The sequence below is a fragment of the Lacibacter cauensis genome (assembly GCF_007830055.1).
Taxonomy (GTDB): Bacteria; Bacteroidota; Bacteroidia; order Chitinophagales; family Chitinophagaceae; genus Lacibacter; species Lacibacter cauensis.
The window spans coordinates 213,733-237,589 of record NZ_VLLE01000004.1 but is presented as its reverse complement, the minus strand read 5'-3'; the positions used below and the strand labels follow the sequence as shown (position 1 = coordinate 237,589).

Sequence of the window (23,857 nt, the reverse complement as noted above, 5' to 3'; positions counted from 1 at the left end):
TTTTACTGTTTAACAAAAGGTATCTTTTCAATTAATTGGTTACGTTCTGTAATCTGAACAAGATAAAGGCCATTTGCAAGATTGGATAAATCAAGCTGAAGGCTGTTTGTGCCGGAAGCGTTTATTTTTCTTACTACAGTCCCTTTTGCATCCAGAATGATAATTGTTTGTCCGGCTGTAAATCCTTCTTTTGAAAATAAACGGGTTACAGTTGTTGCCGGGTTAGGGTATAAGCTGAACTTTTTAGTGATTGTTGTATTAAAGCGAACTACATCAGAGTAAGCTACTTCTCCCTTTAAATCTACTTGTTTGAGGCGGTAATAAGCAGTACCTGCAACAGGAGCTTTATCCGTAAAAGAGTATGTTTGTTTTTGCGAACTATTGCCTGCAGATTTTATAGTTCCAATACTGCTCCATGTTTTTTGGTCAGTGCTGCGTTCAACAATAAACACATCGCTGTTTACTTCATATGTAGTAGCCCAATCGAGCTGTACCTGATAGGGCTGCGGTTGCTTCACTTTAAAATAATCAAAACCAATAGTTAATACACCTGCACCCGTAAAAGGATACGAAAGTATCCATGGGCCATTGATATCTGGTTGAGTGCCACTGCCGGGTCCACCCCAAACGATATTTACTCCAATTTGAATTAAATCGCTACTGCCATTAGCTGCAGTAATTTTACCTCCAGAATATGTTTGAATAAAACTAAAGCAAGCGAGATAAAGTTTTCCTGATGGTTGAAAACTTAACGTACCACAAAGAAAAATTTGCAACCTGGGAGAGGCCGTGGTGCTTGCTGGAGGGCAAGCGGTGCTGGCTGTATAGATTGGTCCTTTTACATTAATCGTTACGCCAGCAGGTATACAAACTACCTGATCCTGTGTTGGAACCCCAACTGGACTCCATGAGTTTGCATTATCCCAATCACCACCAACTGCGACCTTTGTGCAGGTAGGTGCAGTCATTGTAGAGCATCTTGGATATGGGTTTGATCCATGGGGCCAATACTGTTGGGCAATTGCTTGAAGACCAATAAACGAAAAGATAATAAAAGAGTAAAAAATTTTCATAAACGAACCCAATTAATAAGCTTATACGGAAATAAGTTAACGGTTCGTTTCAGCGGGTTGGATCACTTAATCTGGAGGAGTGACAGGTTAGATTATTAAGTGATTCTTCTTATAAGTATTGGATGAAAGTCCGTAAAAATACGGATCGTTTTGACTTCTGCAAGTATTTTAATTAAGAATTTCTTCCATTTTCATGCTCCGGGAACCTTTAATCAGCAGATGGGTATTACTAAATGATTGATTCTTAAACCATTCTTTTGCTTCAAGGGAGCTGTTAAAATAAATATAGGGATGATTGATTTTGCCGAAATCGCCACCAACAAGTACAACATTGGTCCAGTTGGTCTGGCCAATTAAATCAACAATGGCTTGATGTTCGGCCAGGCTTGCTTCTCCCATTTCGGCCATACCGCCCAACATCAGTACTTTTTTATCTGCCTGGAGTTTTGCGAAGTTTTCAATAGCCAGTTTCATACTGCTGGGGTTGGCATTATAAGCGTCAAGGATAATTTTATTGGTATCTTTTTCAAGCAATTGCGAGCGGCTGTTGGTAGGTTGGTATTGTTCAATGGCTGTTTTAATTGATTTTGGGTCTACACCAAAATGCAGACCAACACAAACAGCAGCCAGAACATTGGGTAAATTGTAATCGCCAACTAAATGCGTCTTAATAATGCCTATTTCCGGCTCGCTGGTCAGTTCAACTTCAAGGAAAGGTTCACTTTTAATAAGTACTCCGGTTACGGCTGCATGCTGTGTACCGTAGGTTATTTTGTTTAAAATACCGGCACTCATTTCTTCCAGATAATCAAAATCGGTATTGATAAAGATTGTTCCTCCGCTTGCTCGGATAAAATCATACAACTCGCCTTTACCTTTTTTAACACCTTCAATTCCCCCAAATCCTTCTAGATGGGCTTTGCCTACGTTGTTGATGAGGCCGTAGTTTGGCAGGGCATATTTACAATAACCTTCAATTTCTTTTTGATGGTTAGCGCCCATTTCTACAATGGCCATTTGGGCATCTTGCTTCACCTTAAGCAGAGTAAGCGGAATACCAATGTGGTTATTCAGATTGCCTTCGGTTGTATAGGTCTTAAATGTAGTTGACAAAACAGCGTGGATCAACTCTTTGGTTGTTGTTTTACCATTACTGCCGGTAATTGCCAGAAAAGGAATATTGAACTGCTGGCGATGATGCTTTGCCAGTTGTTGTAAGGTGGTTAAAACATCATCTACAACAATCATTCTGGAATCAGCAGGATCAATTGGCTCGTCAATAATTGCGTATGCAGCTCCTTTTTCCAGTGCTTGTTTGGCAAAAAGATTACCGTTGAAGTTATCGCCTTTTAATGCAAAAAAAAGATCACCTTCTTTTAATTTTCTGGTATCGGTTTGTACAGAAGGGTGTGCTAAAAATATCCTGTAAAGCTCTTCGATATGCATAAATCAAAGATAGGCGCTTGCGCTTTTGTACTGTATAAAAAATCTAAATGCCTGGTATAAAAAGAAAGCCCTCCATTTACAGAGGGCTTTCTTTTATAGATAAAAACGAAGAGATTAATTACGCTTTCTGTTGTTTTGTTTTCTGGAACCAAACCAGTTACCCGTTTTACGGCCATTACCTTCCTGGCTGCCATAACGTGTCATTGCACAACGGAAACCAATCATTGAACTGCTTTGATCTTCTTCCAGGAAGCGGCGGGTGCCAGGGCTGAGCCAGTATGCACGATCGTTCCAGCTTCCACCTTTATATACACGGCTCTTATCGCTAACCAGAGTTGTTTGGCCATAGCCGTACTGTACATTACTTAAAGAGTCGCCATCGAGGTAATCGATAACATAACCTTTTTGGTAGTTACGTCGGTTTTTTACTTCTTCTTCTGTTTCATCACGGTATTTTATACGACCCATTGAATCTCTTTCAGCTTTTCCTGTGCTGAGATCGATACGCTGGAACTTGTTACCACGATAAATATTGAAGTCTTCACCATCTGTTTGTGTCATTGGTCTGTAAACATCGGCAACCCACTCACTTACGTTACCTGCCATGTTATACAAGCCGAAACCGTTTGGATAGAATGCTTTGATTGGACCAGGAATTACTGCACGGTCGTTCAAACCACCGGCAACACCCATGTTATCACCCGATCCACGCTTAAAGTTAGCGAGGAACTGACCTTGCCAGCTGCTACGTTTTGCATCACGCAAACCATTTACGTTTTGTGCCCAAGGATAAACCTGCTTATTTGCAGTTAATTCCTCACCACGACGTTTTTCACTGCGGCGTGGGTTAGGGTTTTGTGCAATTAAACCGTAAGCTGCATATTCCCATTCAGCTTCTGTAGGCAGACGATAATCGGGGAGAATGATACCTTCTTCAAAGCTGATGCTGGTAGGCACCTGTTTGGTTAAAGGATCTTTGTAGTTTTTCAGACTCTTACCAGGAGTTGCCTGGTATTCGCCCAAGAGGTAAGCTTTTGTGTTAAAGTTATCTTGACCACCGCCCTGCATTTGTTTTTGCAGTTCAGCTTTTTTATTGGTAATACCTTTTTCGTAAAGGATATTTTCGTTTACACGATCGCTACGCCATAAGCAATAGTCGTAAGCTTGTTTCCAGCTAACACCTACTACAGGGTAGAGGTTGTACGAAGGATGACGGAAATAATATTCAACGTAGGGTTCGTTATAAGCTAACTCACTTCTCCATACCAATGTATCGGGTAAAGCACGGTTGGTAATAGCAGTATCCATGAACACACGGTCTAACCAATAGAGGTATTCACGGTAATGTACGTTGGCAACTTCTGTTTCATCCATATAAAAAGAAGCAACGGTAACACGGCGGGGAACATTGTTCCAGTCACGCATTACGTCTTCTTCCACGGCGCCCATTGTAAAGGTACCACCCTCAACAAACACAAGGCCGGGACCTGTTTTTTGTTCTTTTTCTTTTGAAACACGGAAACCACTACCGTTTTTGTCGTTATACGTCCAACCGGTAGAAGACGATTTCTCCGGCTTCTTCTTAAATAAGTTACACGATGTAAAAATGGTAGCCCCAACAAACAGGATACACAGATTTTTAATGCAGAAAAGGTTTTTCATCTCCTTCGTTTTGATAGTTAACGAGTAATGTTCAAAAATATTGTACTGGATTTCACAGTCCAAAATTTTTATTGGACAGGTGACAAACTTAAAGCAATCTTTCCGAAATCTGAAGGAATAGGCAGTTAACAGAATTAATTTCAGTATTTCTGCTTAGGAAACAGTGAAATTACGTTCATACAATGAAGATATTCGGCGGGTTTGTTCTTCGTTTATATTTCAAACTTGTATCCGGTATCTTTGAGTTTACTGTTTATGCGTTACGCTTTCCTGTTTTTGTTTGCATTTCTGGTTGGTTCGGCTAAGTCTCAAAAGACCTGGCGCAGCAACTCCATATTGGCAAATGGGGAATGGTATAAGCTTTCCGTAAAGCAGCCGGGTGTTTACCGCATCAATGTGGCTTTTCTGCAATCGTTGGGGGTGAATGTTAGCAATTTAGCCAGCGGCAGTGTGCGCTTGTTCGGCAATGGCGGACAAATGCTGCCGGAGGATAATGCTGCTTTTACAGTCGATGATCTAACCGAAAATGCAATACAAGTGGTTGATGGCGGCGATGGTGTTATTAACGGAAGCGATTATATTCTTTTCTATGCTGCAGGTCCGCAGCAGTGGGTGAAAGATTCTACAAACAAACGCTTTCGGCACCGTAAGAACTTATTCAGCAATGAATCGTATTACTTTTTGAATATCGGTACAAACGGATTGCGAATACAGAACAGGTCGATCGTCGGTTCTCCTAACCAGGTTGTAACAGCTTTCAGAGACCGTTTTTTTTACGAGCTGGATACCATCAATTTTCTGCGAAGCGGTAAAGAATGGTATGGCGAGCAATTCAGCAATACACCGGGCAGTGCTTTAAACAGAACCTTCAACCTTACAATTCCAAATCTGCAGCCCGGAAACACTGTTTTCATTTCTTCAGTAGCCTCAAGAAGTAACGGCATCGGCAGTTCGTTTCAAATAAGAGCAAACAACAACAACATTGCGCAGCATAGTGTAACCGCAGTTGGCACCGGTACGTACGATCCTGTGGCTGCAGCTCACGAATTGACTACCGTTTTTAATCTTACACAATCGCCGTTAAGTCTGCAATACAGTTACCAACCCGGCAGCGTAAATGCGCAGGGGTGGCTCAACTGGTTCGAAGTTTTTCCTCAACGGCAGTTAAGCATAGTTGGTGTTGATCAGCTTCACTTCAGCGATTGGGAAACTGTTGGTCCCGGCAATATTGCAGAATTTCGGCTACAGGGAGCCGTAAGTGCAACCCTTGTTTGGGATATTACCGATCCTTTGCGTCCGCAAAACATAACCGGCACTTTAAATGGCGCTGAATTTCGTTTTATAAATACGGCCGATCGCCTACGGGAATACATCGCTTTTCAACAACAGAATTTTTTACAGCCAACAGCTGTTGGAAAAGTTGCCAGTCAGGATCTGCATGCAGCATCCTTCCCTAACTATATTATTGTGGCTCCGGCAACCTGGTTAAGTGAAGCACAACGTTTGGCAAACTGGCACCGGCAAAATAACGGACTGACTACATTAGCCGTAACTACCGAACAGGTGTACAACGAATTTGCTTCCGGCTCACCCGATCCATCAGCCATCCGCAATTTTGTAAAAATGTTTTACGACCGTGCAGGTAGCGATACTACCAAACGGCCACGCTATTTATTGTTGTTTGGCGATGCATCGTACGATTACCTGAACAGAATTAGTGGCAATACCAATTTTGTTCCATGTTATGAAAGCGATGTTTCGCTTGATCCGCTATCGACCTACACTTCTGATGATTTCTTCGGTTTTTTAGATGATAATGAAAACATCAACCGTTCTTTCCCAGTCAACTTGCTCGATATTGGTATTGGCCGCATACCTGCTAAAACAGCGCAGGAAGCAAAGGCGGTGGTTGATAAAATCATCAGCTATTATGCAAAAGAAAGTTTTGGTCCGTGGCGGAATGAAGTGACCATGGTCGCAGATGATGAAGACAATAATATTCATCTGGACGATGCCGAATTTCACAGCAGTGTTGTGCAACAGAATAACCGGTTTAATATTTCAAAAATTTATCTGGATGCTTTTCGGCAACAAAGTGGAAGTGGTGGTAGCCGTTACCCCGAAGCCAACCAGGCTATCAACAATAAAATCTTTTCAGGTACATTGATCTGGAATTACAGCGGACATGGCGGCTCAAGAAGATTGGCAGAAGAAGCAATTCTTGAACAGGATATGGTAAACAGCTGGAGCAACAGTAATAAGTTGCCTTTATTTATTACAGCTACCTGCGATTTTGCGCCCTACGATAATCCTTCCGTTAATTCCATTGGCGAAAACATTCTTTTGCGGGAACGCACAGGTGCGATTGCCTTGATGACAACCACGAGGGTGGTGTTTGCCTTTAGTAACCGCATCATCAACAACAATTATTTTCAGCAGGCATTGCAGAAAGATGCCAATGGGTTGTACCCGTCGCTGGGTGATGCAGTTAGGCGTACCAAAAACTTTACGTACCAAACCTTTGGTGATATTATAAATAACCGCAAGTTTACACTGTTGGGCGATCCTGCTGTGCGCCTGGCTTTTCCAACATTAAATGTGCGCACAACAGCAATTAATAATCAAGTGCCAACAGCAGATACATTGAAAGCGCTGGATCGTATGATCATCAAAGGAGAGGTAACAGATGCCGGCGGCAATAAACTCAGCAATTTTAACGGTAATGTATACCCGGTAATTTTCGACAAAGTGCAACAGCAAAAAACATTTGCGAACGATGCCACAAGCGTAAGCACAACATTCAACCAGCAATCGAATATTATTTTCAGGGGAAAAGCCAAAGTAACAAACGGAGAGTTTGTGTACAGCTTTGTGGTACCCAAAGACATTAACTACCAGTTTGGCAATGGAAAAATCAGTTATTATGCCGAAGACGGAACGAAAGATGGAAGTGGTGCCGAAACGGCCATCATCATCGGTGGCGCATCGGCTAATCCTGTAACGGATAATGCAGGGCCATCGATTAAAGCTTACCTCAACGATGAAAAATTTGTAAACGGGGGCATCACCAACGAAACACCTGTGTTATTGGTGAAGCTTGCAGATTCAAGCGGTATTAACACAGTGGGTACCGGTATCGGTCACGATTTAATTGCAACACTGGATGATGATAACAGTACGTATTATGTTTTGAATGATTACTACGAAGCATCAGCCGACAGTTATCAATCGGGCACAGTACGGTTTCAATTGCCCAAATTAACAGAAGGACTGCATGTATTAAAAATCAAAGCTTGGGATGTACAGAACAACAGCAGCGAATACAGGTTGGAGTTTCGGGTAATAAAAGATGAAGCGTTGAAACTGGAACGGGTGTACAATTATCCCAACCCTTTTACCACACGCACTACCTTCATGTTCGAGCATAACCGGCCCGGCGATCAGTTGCAATGTCTTATCCGTATTTATTCTGTAAGTGGTAAAGTAGTAAAAACCATCACCCGCACAATAATAAACGAAGGAAACCGTTCTTTTGACATTGAGTGGGACGGAAAGGATGACTTTGGCCAGAAAATCGGCCGGGGTGTTTACATCTACCAGTTGGAAATAAAAGATTCAAATGGAAAAAAACAATCTGCTTTGCAAAAGCTCGTTCTGCTCTAAACCAAAATCCGTTAACTGAAAGGAATACATTTTTTCCTCTATTTTTATGGCTCAAATAATAACTCTTATGAGAAAAAACTCAGCCTTGTTACTAGGCTTGTTTACCTGTTTGTCTTTACCAGCTTTAGCCCAACAAACACAATCCATCAATGTAGTTACAACAGCAGTACCCATGTTACGTATATCGCCCGATGCACGGGCAGGTGGTATGGGCGATTTAGGTATTGCTACTTCTGCTGATGCGAATTCGTCGTTCTGGAACCAGGCAAAAATTCCGTTTGCAACCCAACGTTCGGCTATTGCATTAACGTATACGCCATGGTTAAAAGATCTCGGCTTAAACGATGTATTTATTGGTACAGTAGCAGGCTATCATCAAATTGATGAGCTGCAGGCGATTTCCGGTTCACTCCGTTATTTTAATTTAGGTAGCATCCAGTTTACCGACTTTGCCGGTAACGATCTGCAAAAATTCAATCCACGAGAATTTGCATTTGATGCTGGCTACAGCCGCAAACTCAGCGATAAGATCGGCGTGGGTATTGCTCTTCGCTTCATCTATTCAAACCTTGCAAATGGTAATACCAATGGTGTTACGTATAAGCCCGGCACAGCTGTTGCCGGCGATATTTCGTTTTTCTACAACGGTCTTAACGAAGAAGGAACAGGTATTACAGCAGGTGCTGTTATGAGTAACCTCGGCAGTAAGATCGCTTATACCAACGATGCCCGTGGTAAAGATTATATTCCAGCCAACCTTGGTATTGGTGCAGTATATACAAAAGCTGTTGACGAAACCAGTAAGATCAGCTTTGGTATTGATATCAATAAATTACTGGTGCCAACACCACCAACCGACACTTCTACTGCAGCTCGTGATGCATACCGCAACAAAAGTGTAGTGGGTAGCTGGTTCTCTTCTTTTGGAGATGCACCCGGTGGTTTTAATGAAGAACTGAAGGAATTCCAGGTTTCAACAGGTTTGGAATATGGTTACAACGATCAGTTTTTTGCACGTGCCGGTTATTTCTACGAAGCAAAAACAAAGGGCAATCGTCGCTTCTTTAGCGTGGGTGCCGGTGTTAAATACAACCGTTTAGGGTTTAACTTCTCGTACCTGGTACCAACAGGTCAGGGAATTAACCGTAACCCGTTAAGCAATACGGCCCGTTTCAGTATTGTGTTTGATTTAGGGGCCGATGATGGCAGCGGTACTTCAAACGAATAGTACGCTTATATAAAAGATTTTGCCAGAAGCGGAGGTACTTTACCTTCGCTTTTTTATTTACATTATGGGATTCAGAATTGGAACAGGCATTGATTATCACCAATTAGCCGAAGGAAGAAAATTGTTTATTGGCGGAGTTGAAATTCCGCACCACAAAGGAGCAGTCGGCCACAGCGATGCCGATGTGTTGCTGCATGCTATTTGCGATGCCATGCTGGGTGCACTCGCATTAGGCGATATTGGCACGCACTTTCCCGATACTTCTGCTGCATTTAAAGACATCGACAGTAAAATACTGTTGCAGCAGAGTTACGATAAAATAAAAGAGAAGGGTTACAAAGTGGTGAATGTAGACAGCACCTTGTGTTTGGAAGCTCCAAAGATTAAACCCTACGTTGCACAAATGCAGCAAACCATTGCTTCAATTCTTGAATTGGAATTGGATGCGGTTTCCGTTAAAGCAACCACCACAGAAAAAATGGGTTTTGTAGGAAGGGAGGAAGGTTTGGTAGCACACGCTACCGTATTGCTCGAAAAATAATAAACAGCATGACAGTTAAAATCATCAATCAATCAAATAATCCGCTGCCGGCATACGCAACCGAAGGCAGCAGCGGTATGGACTTGCGTGCAGCAATTAACGAAACCGTTACATTGCAACCATTGGAACGTGCGTTAATTCCCACCGGTTTATTTATAGAGTTACCCGAAGGATATGAAGCACAGGTTCGTCCACGCAGTGGTTTGGCCATTAAGCAAGGTATTACCTGTTTAAATACACCCGGCACTATTGATGCCGATTACCGTGGAGAAATTAAGGTGATCTTAATTAACCTGAGTAACGAAGTACAATCTGTACACAATGGCGATCGTATTGCGCAGATGGTGATACAGAAAGTAGAAAAAATCAACTGGGCGCCTGCAACAGAACTGGAGCAAACAGCAAGAAACGAAGGTGGCTTTGGCAGCACCGGAAAACAATAATGAATATGAAGAAAGCAGTACTATTAGTGATTGCAGCGGCAATGTTACTCGGTTTCAGTGCATGCCGTGCAACCAAAAAAATTCAACAGGTAATTGTAAAGAAAGATACCGTTGCAGTAGTGGATACACCTGTACTGAAAGTGCCTACTCATGAAGATACCGTGCGCATGGCTAATGATGTTTTGGCCAACGTAGAAAAGAAATACATCAGCTTCAATACATTTTCTGCAAAAATTAAAGTGGATTACAGCAACAGTAAAGGCAGGCAGCCCGACTTTGTTGCTAATGTACGTATGCTAAAAGACAGTGTTATCTGGATATCGCTCAGTAATGATATCGGTATCGAGGGTATACGTGTGCTGATAACAAAAGACAGCATTAAAATGCTCGATAAACTGGCAAATACCTACCAGGTAAGACCATTGAGCCACATACAGGAGCTGGCACAAATACCTTTTACTTTTTCCGATCTGCAAAACATTTTGGTGGGAAATCCTATCTTCTTCAGCAAAGACAGCATTACTTCGTACAGCAATTCTTCAAATGGGTATTCAATCTTAAGCTATACAACGTTGTTTAAAAATTTATTGACTATTGCTGCAGATTATTCGGTTACAAAAAGCAAACTCGACGATAATGATCCTACATTAAATCGCACCTGCGATTTAATATATAATGATTACGAGAGTAAAACAGGCATGTTTTTTTCTACACAGCGGCAGATTACCATATCGCAACGCAACAAGCTGGAAGTACAGTTGAGATTTAAAGACTATAAGTTTAACGAAGAGTTGACGTATCCGTTTTCAGTTCCTAAAAAATTCAAAAGAATCTGAAACGGCATACGTTTTTAAAAAGCAGGGCGTTTACCCTTATTGTCAATAGCCTTAATTTTGTCACTTAAACCCATTACCTATGCGGAAATTCTTTTTCATTGCAATCTGCATGTTGTTTCAGTTTACGCTGCCGGCACAGGACAAAGCTGAGCTGGAAAAGAAACGTAAGCAAACCCTGCAGGAAATTGAAGTGCTGAATAAGCAGTACAATGAAATCAGAAAATCAAAAAAGCAAAGTATTGGTCAGCTGGCGCTTATACAAAACAAGATCCGTTTACGCAACGAGGTAATTAATACGATTAATAAGCAGGTTCGTAACATCGACAAGGACATCAATACATCGTATGTTGAAATGCGCAGGTTGAAAAGAGATTTGGATACATTGAAGATGAACTATGCACACAATGTAGTGTATGCATACAAAAACCGCAGCAGTTACGATTTTTTAAACTTCCTTTTTTCTGCCAATTCATTCAACGATGCAATCCGTCGTATATCGTATATGAAAGCTTACCGCAGTTACCGGGCACAGCAGCTTGATGCGATTTATAAAACAGAAGCGTTGTATAAGGATAAAATTGTGGAGCTTACCAATAATCGCAAAGAAAAAAGCTTGGTATTGCAGGATGAAACAAAGGAAAGATCGGAGCTGGAGAAAGATAAGCAGGAACAGGCGGTAGTAGTAAATGATATTAAAAAGAAAGAAGGCGAGATCAATAAAAGCCTGGCTGCAAAAAAGAAACAGGCGCAACAATTACAGGCTGCAATAACAGCGGCTATTAACCGTGAAATTGCAGCAGCAAGAAGAGAGGCGAAAGAACGTGCAGATAAAGAACGTAAGGATAAAGAAGCAGCAGACCGTATTGCTAAAGAAAATGCAAAAGCGAATCCAACAACAACACCGGCAACAAATCCAACAACTACAGTTACTGCGCCGGTAGTTAAAAAAGAGGAGCCAAAGAAAATAGAAAGTTACCTGGAGTATAATAAAGAAGATATTGCATTGGGTGCAAGTTTTGAAACAAGTAAAGGCCGTCTTCCTTTTCCTGTTGATAATGGATACATCTCAATCAATTTCGGACCATACACAATTCCCGGAACCAATATTAAGGGAAGTCAGGACTTTATAACCATTGCATCGCCTGCAGGGACCACAGTAAAGGCTTGTTTCGATGGGGAAGTGGTAAGTGTATTTGATGTTGGTGGTAATACTGCTGTGATTATCAAACATGGTAAATACTTTACCACTTACAGTAATCTTTCTTCAGCCAATGTTAGTAAGGGGCAAAATGTGAAAACAGGTCAGGCGATTGGCCGTGTTGGCACCAACCTCGATGGTGATGGTGAATTGAATTTTGTATTGGCCCGTGAAAATCAAATGATCAATCCGGCACCTTGGTTAAGAGGTCGCTGATACATGCACAAAGCGTTCGTATAACTCTTCATACAAAGGAACAATGTGGTGAATATCAAATTTCATTGCTTGTTCCTTTGCTCTTTGTTTAAAGCCATCGAGCTTCTCATCATCTTTCAACAAATCAATACCAAGTTTGCTTAACTCTTCTACATCGCCAATATTGGCCATGTAACCTGTTTGGCCATGGATATTGATTTCAGGAATACCACCTGCATTACTCGACAATACGGGTACACCCGCTGCCATTGCTTCCAGTGCCGATAAACCAAAGCTTTCATATTCCGATGTAAGCATAAACAGATCGGAAATAGCAAGAATCTCCTCCATTTCCTGCTGTTTACCAAGGAAGCGCACATCATCACAAACATTTAATGCACGGCATAACTCTTCGGTGCCGGGACGTTCAGGGCCATCGCCCACCATCAGTAATTTCGACGGAACAACTTTGTTGATTTTTGCAAACACCTGGATGATGTCGTTTACACGTTTCACCTTGCGAAAGTTCGATGCATGTGTAATAATGCGTTCACCGTTTGGTGCAAGCACTTTGCGGAAAGCGTCCAGTGGTTTTTTATCGAAGCGTTTTACATCTACAAAGTTGTAAATCACTTCAATTTCCTTTTCTATCTGGAAAGAGTGATAAGTTTCTTTACGGAGGTTGTTCGATACGGCGGTAATGGCATCGCTCTCGTTGATGGAGAATGTAACAACCGGTTCAAAGGTTTTATCTTTTCCTACAAGTGTAATATCGGTGCCATGAAGTGTTGTAATAACAGGAATTTCTTTTCCTTTTTTCTTCAAAATCTGCTTGGCCATATAGGCAGCCGATGCATGCGGAATGGCATAGTGTACATGCAACAGGTCCAGGTCGTGATTCAAGGCCACATCTACCATTGTGCTGGCTAATGTGGTTTCGTAGGGAGGATAATCGAACAAGGGATAATGCGGTATATGTACTTCGTGGTAAAAGATGTTGGTGAAAAAGCCACTCAAACGAACCGGTTGCTGGTACGTAATAAAATGAACCATGTGCCCCTTCTCAGCCAGTGCCTTTCCTAATTCTGTTGCTAACACACCGCTACCGCCAAAAGTGGGGTAACATACAATACCTATTTTCATTGCTCGTTTTGTTTAGTTGTAAACCCAGCAGGGTTTCACGAATGTATATGGCTTCTGTCACTTATCATGCCAGAACCCGGGCATTGTACATTTTGACAGATTGCGTACGAAGTTACCATTTTCGGCTAACTGGTATGTTTATACAGCTACCGTTTGTAAAAAAGGGGCATATGCCTGACTGTGAATTTTTTGCAGGCTTAAAGAGTTACGTTAATTTGGGCATTCCTTTTTAACAACAAAAGCATGAGAAAACTACAACTGGCTTTTGCCTTCTGCCTGGCAGTAACTGCAGGAACGGCACAAACAAACGACTCGGCGATGTTTAAACGTATTGCGGATGATGTGTTTACCAACAGTACAGCTTACGAAAACCTGCGCATTTTATGTAAGAAGGTTGGTCCACGGTTAAGCGGATCGCCACAAGCTGCAGCTGCTGTACAGGAGACTTATAAGATGATGAAAGCAATGGGTGCCGATACGGTATACCTGCAGGAGTGTATGGTACCGCATTGGGTACGTGGTGCAAAAGAAAGTGCCTTGCTGGTTGATGCAAAAGGCAAAACGGTTTCGTTAAACATTTGTGCATTGGGTAATAGCGTAGGAACGGGTAAACAGGGTATTAAAGCTGAGGTAATTGAAGTGCGTTCGTTTAAAGAACTTGAGACGTTGGGCGTTGCCGGTGTAAAAGGAAAAATTGTGTTTTATAATTTCCCGATGAATCCCACCAATGTTGAAACCTTCCGTTCGTATGGTGAAGCCGGTCAGTTCCGTGGACGTGGTCCTTCAATGGCAGCGAAGTATGGTGCAGTAGGTGTAATGGTTCGTTCGCTGGCAAGTAATATTGATGATTATCCGCATACCGGTGCAACAACCTATAACGATTCGTTTCCGAAAATTCCTGCTGTTGCTGTTTCAACACGCCATGCAGAATTTGTAAGTACTGAGTTGAAGAAAAACAAAACGATGCAGCTGTACTTCCGCACCGAGTGCGAAATGTTGCCCGATGTAAAAAGCCACAACGTTATTGCAGAAATAAGAGGAACAGAATTCCCCAACGAAATCATTACAGTTGGCGGTCATCTTGATTCGTGGGATTTAGCAGAAGGCGCACACGATGATGGTGCCGGTTGTATCCAAAGCATGGAAATTATTCGTGTGTACAAAAAGCTGGGCATTAAACCCAAGCGTACCATTCGTGTAGTGATGTTTATGAACGAAGAAAACGGTTTGCGTGGCGGACGTAAGTATGCTGAGGTGGCCGCAACAGAAAAAGATAAAAAATTCATTTTTGCATTAGAAAGTGATGCAGGTGGTTTTACCCCCAGAGCATTTGGTTTTACCGCTGAATCACAGGTGTTATCAAAGCTGCGTAGCTGGGTGCCATTGTTTAAACCCTATGGTGTGTATGAATTTTCTGATGGTGGTGGCGGTGCCGATATTGGCCCGTTGCGTCCGTTGGGTACAACACTCTCCGGTTTGCGTCCCGATTCGCAACGTTACTTCGATCATCATCATGCAGCCAACGATACTTTTGAAATGGTGAACAAGCGGGAGCTGGAGCTGGGTGCCATTAACATGGTGTTGCTGTTGTACGTGGTTGATCAATACGGATTGTAATCAACAATAAGAATTTGAATGACGAATGTGAATGAACGTAGTGCTCATTCACATTCGTCGTTTAATACAGCTACTACTTTTTTATAATACTCCACAGCACGTTCGGGTGTACTGCCAATGGCAACCAAACCGGTTTTGCCAAATTGCGACAGCGCACTGATTAAATGAAACATAACTCCTTCTTCCAATGCATTGCTGTAATGTAAACCATTGAGCATGGCAATGTCAATCAGATCGTGTGGGGTAAGACCTTTGTAACAATCCCGTTGCAGGTTATCGGTTGCAAAATAATAGCGCTTCTTTCCATCGGGCATAAAGTATTCGCCTTTTTCCGGATCGTAATCGCCTTCGGTTAAAAACTGCAGCATTAAATACGGGTGTGTGGTGCCGCCTTTGCGTAAATTAATTTCAATCGCATAATGTTTAAAACTGTTACCCACTTTCGCTGTCATAAAATCAACTGCAAACCTGCCCAGCACTCCTTTTTCTTTTAATCCTTCGGCAATAACAGCACCCATGCGTCCAATATCAACTGCATAGTCTTTGTGTGCAGGAAACGTAGCACCTAAAAAAATCTGGTTGTCTTCGCCGCCCAGCATCTGATCGTGGGTAGAAAGCACAGATACTTTACCCAACGGATCAACAAGGCATTGCACCGATGGTGAAGTAATCGTGTCTGCTTCAATAAATGCTTCCACTACACCTTCCATTTCTTCAAACTTTTTAAAGAACACATCGGCCGTAAGTTTGGCCGCAACAATTTTTAAATTGCCGGCCAGGTGTTCACTGATCCAGCTACGGAGTGTAGCATCAGCCGGCGCAGCTTCGTATGAAAACACAGCATTTCCTTCTCCCGAAAAACCATCATTCATTTTCACCACTGCTTTTCTTAACGAAGGATTTTGTTGTTTCAGCAACGTAAGACAATCAATTACCTGCTCTTTATTTTTTACATCTTCAAAACCTTCGGGTGTAAGAACGTTGAGCGATTTAAACAATTTTCTGGCCGCACTTTTTGTTCCTAAGTAATTTAAATCAGGATCGCATCCATACAGCGGAATCTGTAATTGCAATGCCAGCGATTGCTCGTAGGCTGTAACATTAAAACAGGTAATATGTGCAGGTGAATGCGGATCGATCTGTTGTTTAATGCGTTCGATAAGCCTTGGGCGTTGCAGAATTTTTTCGGTTAACGGAACCGATGATGCATCGAAACAACTGAGCAAGGTAAGCCGCTGCCTTGCATGATAGCCGGTGATGCCGGGCAGCAAGTGTAAATAGTAATCGATTATCGCAGGATCGATGGGCACACTTGTTACATAAATTATTTTTGTACGGGGCATGCGCAACAACATCAGTAAACAGAGCAAACGTTCTTCGTAAAACACATGTCCTTTTACTTTCGACAGAATGGCATGGTCCAGTGTAAGACTTGGAATTACTACCACTGTTCGTGGTGCCAGTTTATCGGGAAAGGTGGTTTTAAACTGCTGAACCAATTGTTGCTGCAGTTGATTGTACCGTTCTTTATCGGTAGCAGTAAGTGTATGAACAGGCGCATGTAACGGTTCGCTTTCTGTTGATGGATGTTGCTGTATAATTTTGGGCATAGCACAATATAGAAAATGGATACAACGATGTCAAGCAGCTTTCTGTAACCCCCTGCTGCTGATTTTCCTTTACCATTCGCCGATTCGTTCGGGTCGTTTACCGACTTTTATTGTTACCTGCTCTAGAATGGCTTGACCACTGCTTGAAGGACTGATAGTTTTGTTCTAAATTCATTGAAAATGATCAGTAACGAAATGAGACAACGCAATAAACGCTCAAGCGAAAGATGGATTGGTTTGACAGTGCTGGCAGTAGGTGTACTTATTCTGCTGCGTAATCTTGATTTGCCAGTACCTTCTATTCTTTTTTCATGGCCGATGATTTTAATTGTAATTGGTGTGATCATCGGTTTAAAAGAAAGTTTTAAAGGAAGCAGTTGGTTAATTATGATCGGGCTGGGCGGATTTTTTCTGTTGATGAAAGAATTCCCCGACTGGAACCTCCGCAACTTTATTGCACCGGCAATTTTGATTTCCATTGGCTTAAGTTTTATCCTGCGCAGACGAGGCAGTTCCAACGACGAATCGGAATTAATCAACGAATCCTCTTCTTCAAGTACGAATTATGCAAGTTCAACAGCTCTTGATGCAGATGGTTCCGGCGATGTGCTGGATGTGGCAGCTGTTTTTGGTGCAGTGAAAAAGAACTGCTATTCCAAAAACTTTAAAGGGGGCGAATCGGTAGCTATTTTCGGAGGTTCGGAAATTAACCTGATGCATGCCGACTTTAACGGAACAGTAAAGCTGGAGCTGGTAAATGTATTTGGCGGCACTACCTTGTTTGTTCCTGCACATTGGCAAATACGCAGCGAAGCCGTTGCCATTTTTGGTGCCGTGGAAGATAAACGTCCACGCCCTGCCGGTGTAAGCAGCGATAAAATTGTATTACTCGAAGGCTTTGTGATGTTTGGCGGCATCGATATAAAATCGCTTGGCTAAGCAACAGTACCGTTAACCTGAACCTTATCAAATTAAACCACTGCAACAATGAACTGGTTTCTTGTAAAAATAGTGTTCCGAATTATTTGCGGTAATGGAAAACATACCGCACAGTTTGAAGAACAGCTGCGGTTAATACAGGCCAGCGATGCCTGTGCAGCTATGCAGAAAGCAAAAACCATTGGTGAAGCAGAGCAGGTATCGTTTTTAAATAGTACACAGCAAACTGTTTGCTGGAAGCTGATTGCGGTAACAGATATTTATCCCTTTCATACAGAGATGGATGGTGCCGAAATTTTTTCCTGCATCAAAGAAGAAGATCAACCTGCTTCGTTTATATACAGTATGCAGTTGCGTGCAGACGATGCAGTACAACGCTATACATCCATCACTTTATCTTAAACAACTGCAATGGCAATATCTCCTTTTCGAACAAGGCAATTTATGGTGCCGTTTTGTGTGGGCTGGTTTGTATGGATCGCCATGCAGCAGCTTGCGTTGTATCAAATGGGATTAACCTGGTTCGAAGCTTTAACCGATAGTGTTGTAAGCAATGGCTTACTCATATATATCGCTTTGTTGATTTTTACAATTCTTCGGTTTTATGTGCCACGTTCCGGCAGCCTGCTGAATCTTTTTATATGGATCACCATACTTACTGCCGGTTGGTTTTTTGCAACACAATACCTGATGGGGCTTTTCTATAAAGACAGCAGTCATTATGCAGCTGTTACAAAAAATACCTGGCCCATACGCATGGCAATCGGTTTTTTAATCAACGGCTGTATCTGCCTGGTTGGCTATGCCTATTTTAATTGGCAGGAACGTGCTGAAACCGAAAAGCAAAAAACAGAAGCAGAGCAGTTAAGTAAAGAAGCAGAGTTGTACAAATTACGGCAACAGTTGCAACCGCATTTTCTCTTCAATTCTTTAAACTCTATTAATGCATTGATTGGTACACGACCGGCAGAAGCAAGACAAATGGTGCAGCAGTTATCCGATTTTTTGCGCAGCACGTTAAAGAAAGAAGAACAGCAATGGGTAAAGCTGGAAGATGAAATACAATCGCTGCAGTTATATCTTGCCATTGAAAACGTTCGCTTTGGTCATCGGTTACATACACAACTTGAAATGGATGCGGATGCATTACAGTTGCAACTACCTGCGTTGCTGCTGCAGCCATTGGTGGAGAATGCCATTAAGTTTGGATTGTACGACACTACAGAAGAATCGCATATTCATTTAAAAGCCGCAGCGCAGAATGGGCAGTTATTGATCACTGTTGAAAATCCGTACGATGTGTCAACTGCTGCTGCACAAAAAGGAACCGGCTTTGGCTTACGTTCTGTACAGCGGCGATTGTTTTTAATGTTCGGCAGAAATGATTTGTTGAAAACAGAAACAAACGCAAACATCTTCAGCACACAATTATTTATACCGCAACCAACCGTGTTTAACGTTTCAAAAAACGGCTGACACATAATATGAGCAAATGAACTACAAGGTTTTAATTATTGATGACGAACCCCTGGCCCGCAGTATGGTCACAGAATACCTGCAGACGCATCCGCAATTCACCATTGCAGAAGAATGCAGCAATGGCTTCGAAGCTGTAAAAGCTGTGCAGCAGCACAAGCCCGATCTTATTTTTCTGGATATACAAATGCCCAAGATAACAGGATTCGAGATGCTGGAGCTGCTGGAAGAACCACCTGCTGTTATTTTCACCACTGCTTTTGATGAGTATGCGGTACAGGCTTTTGAAAAAAATGCCGTGGATTATTTATTGAAACCATTTACGCAACAGCGTTTTGACAAAGCCATCAGCAAATGGATGGAGCAGGAAAAGGCAGCAACCATTTCGCATGAGCCTTTGTTGAAAGATGCAGCGAAACATCCTTTGCAGGCCGGACGTATTGTGGTGAAGACAGGCAGTAAGATTACCATTATTCCTTTGCAGGATATTCATTACCTCGAAGCGGCAGATGATTACGTAAAGATTGTTACTGCAAATGGCAGCTTTTTGAAAAAGCAAACCATGAGTTTTTTTGAAGACAGTTTGGATGCTGCACAGTTTGTACGAACGCACCGTTCGTTTATTGTGCAGGTAAAAGAAATTACCCGCATCGATCCGTACGAAAAAGAAAATCATATTGCACTGCTGCGTTCCGGCGAAAAAATTCCGGTTAGCAGGGGCGGTTATCCAAAGTTGAAGGCGATGTTGGGCTTGTAGCAGCAGGTGTTGCTTTTGGAAAAACTCCTTTCTAATTTTAATAAAAAAAAAACGATGGGACTTTTGAAAGACATCTGGGATATTGGTCATGATCTGCTGGGTTTGTCGGGTGATTTAAAAAAAGGAAAGCAGGAACAAAAAGACCGTCTTGCCGATTTGTTTATCAATATCGCCAACGTATTAACCGATACATACGATAAACTGATGCAGGACATTTATCCATCAGGCAACTGCGTACAGCTGGATATTTTTTCGCAGGAATTGTTTGATAAAATGAAACCTGTTACCGGTGAGGACAAAGCGAAAGCATTTGCTGCGAAACTGGCCAGTTCGCATAAAGTAGAACTGTTGTTTAGTCAACTTTCAAATGGAGAAATTGAGAAGAAAGAATTGCTGCAACTGCAAGAAGCTGCTGGATGTTTTAAAGCAACAGCAGCGATATTAAAAGTGTAAAAGTTAATTGCAGGTTCTTGGTTTTGTTTACATCGACTCAAACTGTTTGAGAAACTACTCGTCCGACGAGGACGTTTGATGTAGACACATTCGTACCACGTACTTCTAAGTTCGTCCTTCCCCTTACCATTCTTGTCCAACCCAAACCGCACCGCCAATGCTGTTGCGGAGTGCGCCGGTATCGGCAGCATGCAGATTGTTTTCTTCACGCCAGCGGAGCAAGGCAAAGAATGCCGAGTAAAATGCATCATGATTTACTTGTTCAGGAGCTGCCAGCAAGCTTTCAGCCAACGCAAAAACAGGTTCGCCTTTACCTTCGAGTGCAAGATTAATATTGCGGAAATCGCTTACCACATTTACACCGGTTACAGCAGCTACTGCAGCGCCATCGCCCAACGCATGACTCATTTTTGTTGCCGGAGAGTTGATGGCCGTGTGCCCCATCAAACCAATGAGCTGTACCTGGTAATCGAGCTGGTGATCATCAATAAACTGTTTGGCCTGTGCTGCCACCCAATGCCCGTAATCAACATGCACTTGCAAATAATCAACTGCCGGAAGTTGTGCGGCACCTGCAAGTTTATTCCACAGTTCGGCAGGATAAGCTACCGAATTGGTATGCCTGATTTCTACGGCCCATTTTTGTCCGCTTACTTCAAACGAAGCAAAAACAAGTTCTAAACTTTGTGTGGCTGCATTGCTGGCTAAACCAAGGGCCCGGTAAATCATATATGATGGGTTTTTAGGATTGCAGAAATTATTTGTAAGTCAATCCTGTTCACAATATTATCTGTTAGATTTGTAAAAATACGGCTGCAAAGCTATTGATGCAGTAGATACCTTCAAACTGCATTGTTTTCGGGGTCGTTTTTTTGAAATATTCAGCACTATGGTAATCAATTTAAGTGAGCAACATTCGCTCGTATCAAACTGGGTCGGCGAGTTAAGAAGTACCGACATTCAGACCGACCGCATGCGTTTTCGCAGAAATCTTGAACGTATCGGTGAAATAGCGGCGTATGAAATAAGCAAGCAACTGGAGTGGGAAGAAAAGGAAATTACCACGCCTTTAGGCACTGCTCCCACCAAAATGCTGAAGGCTCAACCGGTGCTTGCCACAATTTTAAGGGCAGGTTTGCCGTTACATCAGGGATTGCTCAATTATTTCGACAGAGCCGATAATGCATTCATTTCTGCCTACCGTAAACATCACCGGGATGGTAGCTTTGAAATAAGTCTGGACTATGTAAGTTGTCCCAGCCTCGAAAACAGGGTGGTGATTATTGCAGATCCCATGCTTGCAACAGGAAGTTCTTTGGTAAAGACCGTCCAATATTTACGGGATGAAGGTTTGCCTTCAGAAATTCATATTGTATGCGCCATTGCCTGCACGGTAGGTATTGAGTATGTGCTGCGCAGCGAGCCCAAAGTAACGATCTGGTGCGGTGCAATTGACGATGAGTTAACAGCCAAAGGCTATATAGTACCCGGCCTTGGCGATGCAGGCGACTTGGCTTATGGCGCAAAAGTGCAGATGTAAGGTTGCTGAAAATGTTAATTCGGATATTGAAATTTGTAACGTTTAAAAATAATTAGTTGTTTTACTTGCTGTACCCAAAAGGAGAAAGCAGCATCAAAAGGTTGAAAAACGTCTAACCATTAATTGCTCTCAATGAGAAAACTTTTACTCTTACCATTTTTGCTGATCGTGTTGCAGACCTATGCACAGGATCCTAATTTTTCACAATTTTTTGCTTCACCTCTTACGCTTAATCCTGCCTTAACCGGAAAATTTAATGGCACATTAAGGCTGGCAGGTAACTATCGTAACCAATGGCCTACCATCAACAATGCGTTTCGCACCTCTACCTTGTCGGCCGACTTTGGCATTTTGGGAAATACCATTCCCGAATTTGATCAGTTTGGTGTAGGTGTAATGGGCATGTACGATATTAATGGTGATGGTGTAATGAAGAACAGTTTTATTTCGGGTTCGGTTGCTTATCACAAAGGACTTGATGAAAACGGTTATCATCAGATTGGAGTTGGCTTTAGCGGTACCTATGTACAACGCAGACTCGATCTGAACAAACTCGATTTCCAGGATGAGTTAACCAGCCTTGGCTTTACCGGTAATACAGCTGAAATTTTCGGTAGTACCGGTTTCAGAAACATTAGCTATGCTGATGTGAACGCAGGCTTTATTTATAACGGTGCTACCAACGATTACAACAACTTTTATATTGGTGCATCGGTGTACCACATCAATCGCCCCAAGGTAAGTTTCTTAAATGCGCAGTATATTATGAACCCAAGGTTCACTGTGCATGGCGGTGGTTATTTTCCCATTGCTGATGCGACAACATTATTTGTTAGCGCCAACTATCAGCGCCAGGCTGCAGCCAGCGAAGCAATTTTTGGTGCGGCAATAGGCAGAACTGTGAATGGCGATTTTACGGAGAATCCTACAGATGTATATGCTGGTGTATGGGTACGTTATGGCGATGCGGTTATTCCTTACGTAGGTTTGGAATTTGGCAGCTACCGTTTCGGTTTTTCGTACGATGTGAATACCTCCCGTTTAGCAGCAGCATCGCAACGCAGAGGCGGTATGGAAATTTCGCTGATCTGGACAAAGAAATATGTTGATCCGAATAAGAAGAAGTTGAATTGCCCCCGTTTTTAATTATTTATACAAATAAAAGCTTTCGCAATAAAAGAGGCATCGGTATAAAACCGATGCCTCTCTCTTTTAACAAAAACAGGCTGTTGCCTGGCTGCCAAACTGCAAAGTGGCAGTGCGTTTAAAAACCAATTCTATAGCAAACGCTGCTACCGTGCTACTAGTGAACAAATAGCACCAATACCTCTCCTTTATTAATAGATCACTACTGATTTGACTTCTTCATGATGTATAGTTGAGATCAGTACCTACGGAAAAAATACAGAAGCAGATGTATGCTTTTCAAAACGGTTCGTGCACAACAGTTAACGCTGTAAACAGCACATATCAGAGCTATTCATTGCTTTTAACCAACATACACTTAGCGGAGAAAAGGGGTTAAAGCCTTAGTGGTTGTAGTATTTGTATTACACTGTAATAGAGCTTATTAAAGCAGCTTTTGCTGTTGCAAAATAACTTTACGATGCTGCTAAGTAACACCACTTACTTGCCCTCTATGCAGGCACTATTTTTTGAAAACAGTATGCGAAAATGTTTTGTATGCGCAGAATGTGGGTGTAGCTTTATATCACAATAACAGAGTACAAAAATCCGAATCCAGAAAAAACCAAAGATCCGAATCCAAAACAAAAACCAAATCCAAAAATCCTGACGAAAATCAAAGTATCCAAATCCTGAAAAATCAAATCCAAATCCGAAACAAAAACCGTATCCTGAAATCCTGAAGAAAAACCAAAGTATCCGAATCCTGAAAAAACCAAAAACCAAAGATCCAAATCCTAAGTTGGTAAAACAGCAGTGAAAACCAAAAAAAGTCCAATGCCCGTTTTTAAAAACGGCCTTATGAAAACAAACAGACTTCTCTGTACCCAAGTAAAACAGGTAAAGACCAAA

Annotated in this window: 20 protein-coding genes; 14 read left to right on the top strand and 6 right to left on the bottom strand. The window is 42.1% G+C overall.

Features of this window, described 5'->3' with window-relative positions:
* Positions 1-2: 2 nt before the first annotated feature.
* From IQ13_RS11175 to IQ13_RS11165, 3 genes are all read right to left on the bottom strand, one after another.
* Entirely contained in the window at positions 3-1,073 is a 1,071-nt protein-coding gene (locus IQ13_RS11175; protein WP_144886460.1) for a T9SS type A sorting domain-containing protein, read from the bottom strand.
* 168 nt (positions 1,074-1,241) lie between these two features.
* Positions 1,242-2,519: a UDP-N-acetylmuramoyl-tripeptide--D-alanyl-D-alanine ligase gene (locus tag IQ13_RS11170; protein ID WP_144886459.1), complete on the bottom strand. Its 1,278-nt coding sequence runs from the start codon at positions 2,517-2,519 to the stop codon at positions 1,242-1,244.
* Positions 2,520-2,633: 114 nt separating this feature from the next.
* Positions 2,634-4,181 (bottom strand): SUMF1/EgtB/PvdO family nonheme iron enzyme, encoded by a 1,548-nt coding sequence (locus IQ13_RS11165; protein WP_144886458.1) that lies wholly within the window; start codon positions 4,179-4,181, stop codon positions 2,634-2,636.
* 240 nt (positions 4,182-4,421) lie between these two features.
* Here IQ13_RS11165 and porU point away from each other — a divergent pair, with 240 nt between their 5' ends.
* From porU to IQ13_RS11135, 6 genes are all read left to right on the top strand, one after another.
* Positions 4,422-7,844, top strand: coding sequence for a type IX secretion system sortase PorU (gene porU, locus IQ13_RS11160; RefSeq protein ID WP_144886457.1), 3,423 nt, complete (start codon positions 4,422-4,424; stop codon positions 7,842-7,844).
* A 67-nt stretch (positions 7,845-7,911) separates the two neighbouring features.
* Positions 7,912-9,072, top strand: coding sequence for a type IX secretion system outer membrane channel protein PorV (porV, locus tag IQ13_RS11155; RefSeq protein WP_242009534.1), 1,161 nt, complete (start codon positions 7,912-7,914; stop codon positions 9,070-9,072).
* A 64-nt stretch (positions 9,073-9,136) separates the two neighbouring features.
* Positions 9,137-9,613 carry a 2-C-methyl-D-erythritol 2,4-cyclodiphosphate synthase gene (gene ispF, locus IQ13_RS11150; protein ID WP_144886455.1) on the top strand — a complete coding sequence of 159 codons (477 nt, stop codon included), beginning with the start codon at positions 9,137-9,139 and terminating at the stop codon, positions 9,611-9,613.
* An 8-nt stretch (positions 9,614-9,621) separates the two neighbouring features.
* The gene (gene dut, locus IQ13_RS11145; protein WP_144886454.1) at positions 9,622-10,056 is read left to right on the top strand and encodes a dUTP diphosphatase; all 435 of its coding nucleotides are present in this window, start codon (positions 9,622-9,624) and stop codon (positions 10,054-10,056) included.
* Positions 10,057-10,061: 5 nt separating this feature from the next.
* The gene (gene lolB1, locus IQ13_RS11140; RefSeq protein WP_158637375.1) at positions 10,062-10,892 is read left to right on the top strand and encodes a lipoprotein insertase outer membrane protein LolB1; all 831 of its coding nucleotides are present in this window, start codon (positions 10,062-10,064) and stop codon (positions 10,890-10,892) included.
* 79 nt (positions 10,893-10,971) lie between these two features.
* A complete protein-coding gene (locus IQ13_RS11135; protein ID WP_144886452.1) occupies positions 10,972-12,306 on the top strand; it encodes a murein hydrolase activator EnvC family protein in 1,335 nt (444 codons plus the stop codon).
* Here IQ13_RS11135 and bshA read toward each other — a convergent pair.
* Positions 12,292-13,428, bottom strand: coding sequence for an N-acetyl-alpha-D-glucosaminyl L-malate synthase BshA (gene bshA, locus IQ13_RS11130; protein WP_144886451.1), 1,137 nt, complete (start codon positions 13,426-13,428; stop codon positions 12,292-12,294). The genes IQ13_RS11135 and bshA overlap by 15 nt on opposite strands.
* A 243-nt stretch (positions 13,429-13,671) precedes the next feature.
* Here bshA and IQ13_RS11125 point away from each other — a divergent pair, with 243 nt between their 5' ends.
* On the top strand, positions 13,672-15,045 hold the full coding sequence (locus IQ13_RS11125) for a M20/M25/M40 family metallo-hydrolase (protein ID WP_144886450.1): 1,374 nt from the start codon (positions 13,672-13,674) through the stop codon (positions 15,043-15,045).
* Between the two features lie 44 nt (positions 15,046-15,089).
* On the opposite strand, the gene IQ13_RS11120 is transcribed toward IQ13_RS11125, so the two are convergent.
* A complete protein-coding gene (locus tag IQ13_RS11120; RefSeq protein ID WP_158637374.1) occupies positions 15,090-16,655 on the bottom strand; it encodes a peptide ligase PGM1-related protein in 1,566 nt (521 codons plus the stop codon).
* A 180-nt stretch (positions 16,656-16,835) separates the two neighbouring features.
* Between IQ13_RS11120 and IQ13_RS11115 the strand changes: the two genes are divergently transcribed.
* Genes IQ13_RS11115 through IQ13_RS11095 form a run of 5 tightly spaced genes read left to right on the top strand, consistent with a single transcriptional unit; the run spans position 16,836 to position 20,280 of the window.
* Positions 16,836-17,594 (top strand): LiaF transmembrane domain-containing protein, encoded by a 759-nt coding sequence (locus tag IQ13_RS11115; RefSeq protein ID WP_144886449.1) that lies wholly within the window; start codon positions 16,836-16,838, stop codon positions 17,592-17,594.
* A 48-nt stretch (positions 17,595-17,642) separates the two neighbouring features.
* A complete protein-coding gene (locus tag IQ13_RS11110) occupies positions 17,643-17,996 on the top strand; it encodes a DUF4288 domain-containing protein (RefSeq protein WP_144886448.1) in 354 nt (117 codons plus the stop codon).
* Between the two features lie 9 nt (positions 17,997-18,005).
* Positions 18,006-19,070 carry a sensor histidine kinase gene (locus IQ13_RS11105; RefSeq protein WP_242009533.1) on the top strand — a complete coding sequence of 355 codons (1,065 nt, stop codon included), beginning with the start codon at positions 18,006-18,008 and terminating at the stop codon, positions 19,068-19,070.
* A gap of 16 nt (positions 19,071-19,086) precedes the next feature.
* Positions 19,087-19,827: a LytR/AlgR family response regulator transcription factor gene (locus tag IQ13_RS11100; protein WP_144886447.1), complete on the top strand. Its 741-nt coding sequence runs from the start codon at positions 19,087-19,089 to the stop codon at positions 19,825-19,827.
* A 54-nt stretch (positions 19,828-19,881) separates the two neighbouring features.
* Entirely contained in the window at positions 19,882-20,280 is a 399-nt protein-coding gene (locus IQ13_RS11095; protein ID WP_144886446.1) for a hypothetical protein, read from the top strand.
* Positions 20,281-20,403: 123 nt separating this feature from the next.
* Here the strand turns inward: IQ13_RS11095 and IQ13_RS11090 are convergent, their stop codons facing one another.
* Positions 20,404-21,009 (bottom strand): anhydro-N-acetylmuramic acid kinase, encoded by a 606-nt coding sequence (locus IQ13_RS11090; RefSeq protein WP_144886445.1) that lies wholly within the window; start codon positions 21,007-21,009, stop codon positions 20,404-20,406.
* Positions 21,010-21,169: 160 nt separating this feature from the next.
* Between IQ13_RS11090 and upp the strand changes: the two genes are divergently transcribed.
* Positions 21,170-21,820: a uracil phosphoribosyltransferase gene (gene upp, locus IQ13_RS11085; RefSeq protein WP_144886444.1), complete on the top strand. Its 651-nt coding sequence runs from the start codon at positions 21,170-21,172 to the stop codon at positions 21,818-21,820.
* A gap of 132 nt (positions 21,821-21,952) precedes the next feature.
* Positions 21,953-22,966 (top strand): PorP/SprF family type IX secretion system membrane protein, encoded by a 1,014-nt coding sequence (locus tag IQ13_RS11080; protein ID WP_144886443.1) that lies wholly within the window; start codon positions 21,953-21,955, stop codon positions 22,964-22,966.
* Positions 22,967-23,857 lie beyond the last annotated feature (891 nt).

Excerpts from the sequence above, each read along its gene's own strand:
- IQ13_RS11095 (WP_144886446.1), top strand. The coding sequence starts at position 19,882 with ATGGGACTTTTGAAAGACATCTGGGATATTGGTCATGATCTGCTGGGT.
- IQ13_RS11125 (WP_144886450.1), top strand. The coding sequence starts at position 13,672 with ATGAGAAAACTACAACTGGCTTTTGCCTTCTGCCTGGCAGTAACTGCA.
- IQ13_RS11175 (WP_144886460.1), bottom strand. The coding sequence starts at position 1,073 with ATGAAAATTTTTTACTCTTTTATTATCTTTTCGTTTATTGGTCTTCAA.
- IQ13_RS11105 (WP_242009533.1), top strand. The coding sequence starts at position 18,006 with ATGGCAATATCTCCTTTTCGAACAAGGCAATTTATGGTGCCGTTTTGT.
- IQ13_RS11100 (WP_144886447.1), top strand. The coding sequence starts at position 19,087 with ATGAACTACAAGGTTTTAATTATTGATGACGAACCCCTGGCCCGCAGT.
- IQ13_RS11165 (WP_144886458.1), bottom strand. The coding sequence starts at position 4,181 with ATGAAAAACCTTTTCTGCATTAAAAATCTGTGTATCCTGTTTGTTGGG.
- ispF (WP_144886455.1), top strand. The coding sequence starts at position 9,137 with ATGGGATTCAGAATTGGAACAGGCATTGATTATCACCAATTAGCCGAA.
- IQ13_RS11115 (WP_144886449.1), top strand. The coding sequence starts at position 16,836 with ATGATCAGTAACGAAATGAGACAACGCAATAAACGCTCAAGCGAAAGA.
- IQ13_RS11120 (WP_158637374.1), bottom strand. The coding sequence starts at position 16,655 with ATGCCCAAAATTATACAGCAACATCCATCAACAGAAAGCGAACCGTTA.
- IQ13_RS11090 (WP_144886445.1), bottom strand. The coding sequence starts at position 21,009 with ATGATTTACCGGGCCCTTGGTTTAGCCAGCAATGCAGCCACACAAAGT.
- porV (WP_242009534.1), top strand. The coding sequence starts at position 7,912 with ATGAGAAAAAACTCAGCCTTGTTACTAGGCTTGTTTACCTGTTTGTCT.
- IQ13_RS11170 (WP_144886459.1), bottom strand. The coding sequence starts at position 2,519 with ATGCATATCGAAGAGCTTTACAGGATATTTTTAGCACACCCTTCTGTA.
- dut (WP_144886454.1), top strand. The coding sequence starts at position 9,622 with ATGACAGTTAAAATCATCAATCAATCAAATAATCCGCTGCCGGCATAC.
- IQ13_RS11080 (WP_144886443.1), top strand. The coding sequence starts at position 21,953 with ATGAGAAAACTTTTACTCTTACCATTTTTGCTGATCGTGTTGCAGACC.
- lolB1 (WP_158637375.1), top strand. The coding sequence starts at position 10,062 with ATGAAGAAAGCAGTACTATTAGTGATTGCAGCGGCAATGTTACTCGGT.
- IQ13_RS11110 (WP_144886448.1), top strand. The coding sequence starts at position 17,643 with ATGAACTGGTTTCTTGTAAAAATAGTGTTCCGAATTATTTGCGGTAAT.
- upp (WP_144886444.1), top strand. The coding sequence starts at position 21,170 with ATGGTAATCAATTTAAGTGAGCAACATTCGCTCGTATCAAACTGGGTC.
- bshA (WP_144886451.1), bottom strand. The coding sequence starts at position 13,428 with ATGAAAATAGGTATTGTATGTTACCCCACTTTTGGCGGTAGCGGTGTG.
- IQ13_RS11135 (WP_144886452.1), top strand. The coding sequence starts at position 10,972 with ATGCGGAAATTCTTTTTCATTGCAATCTGCATGTTGTTTCAGTTTACG.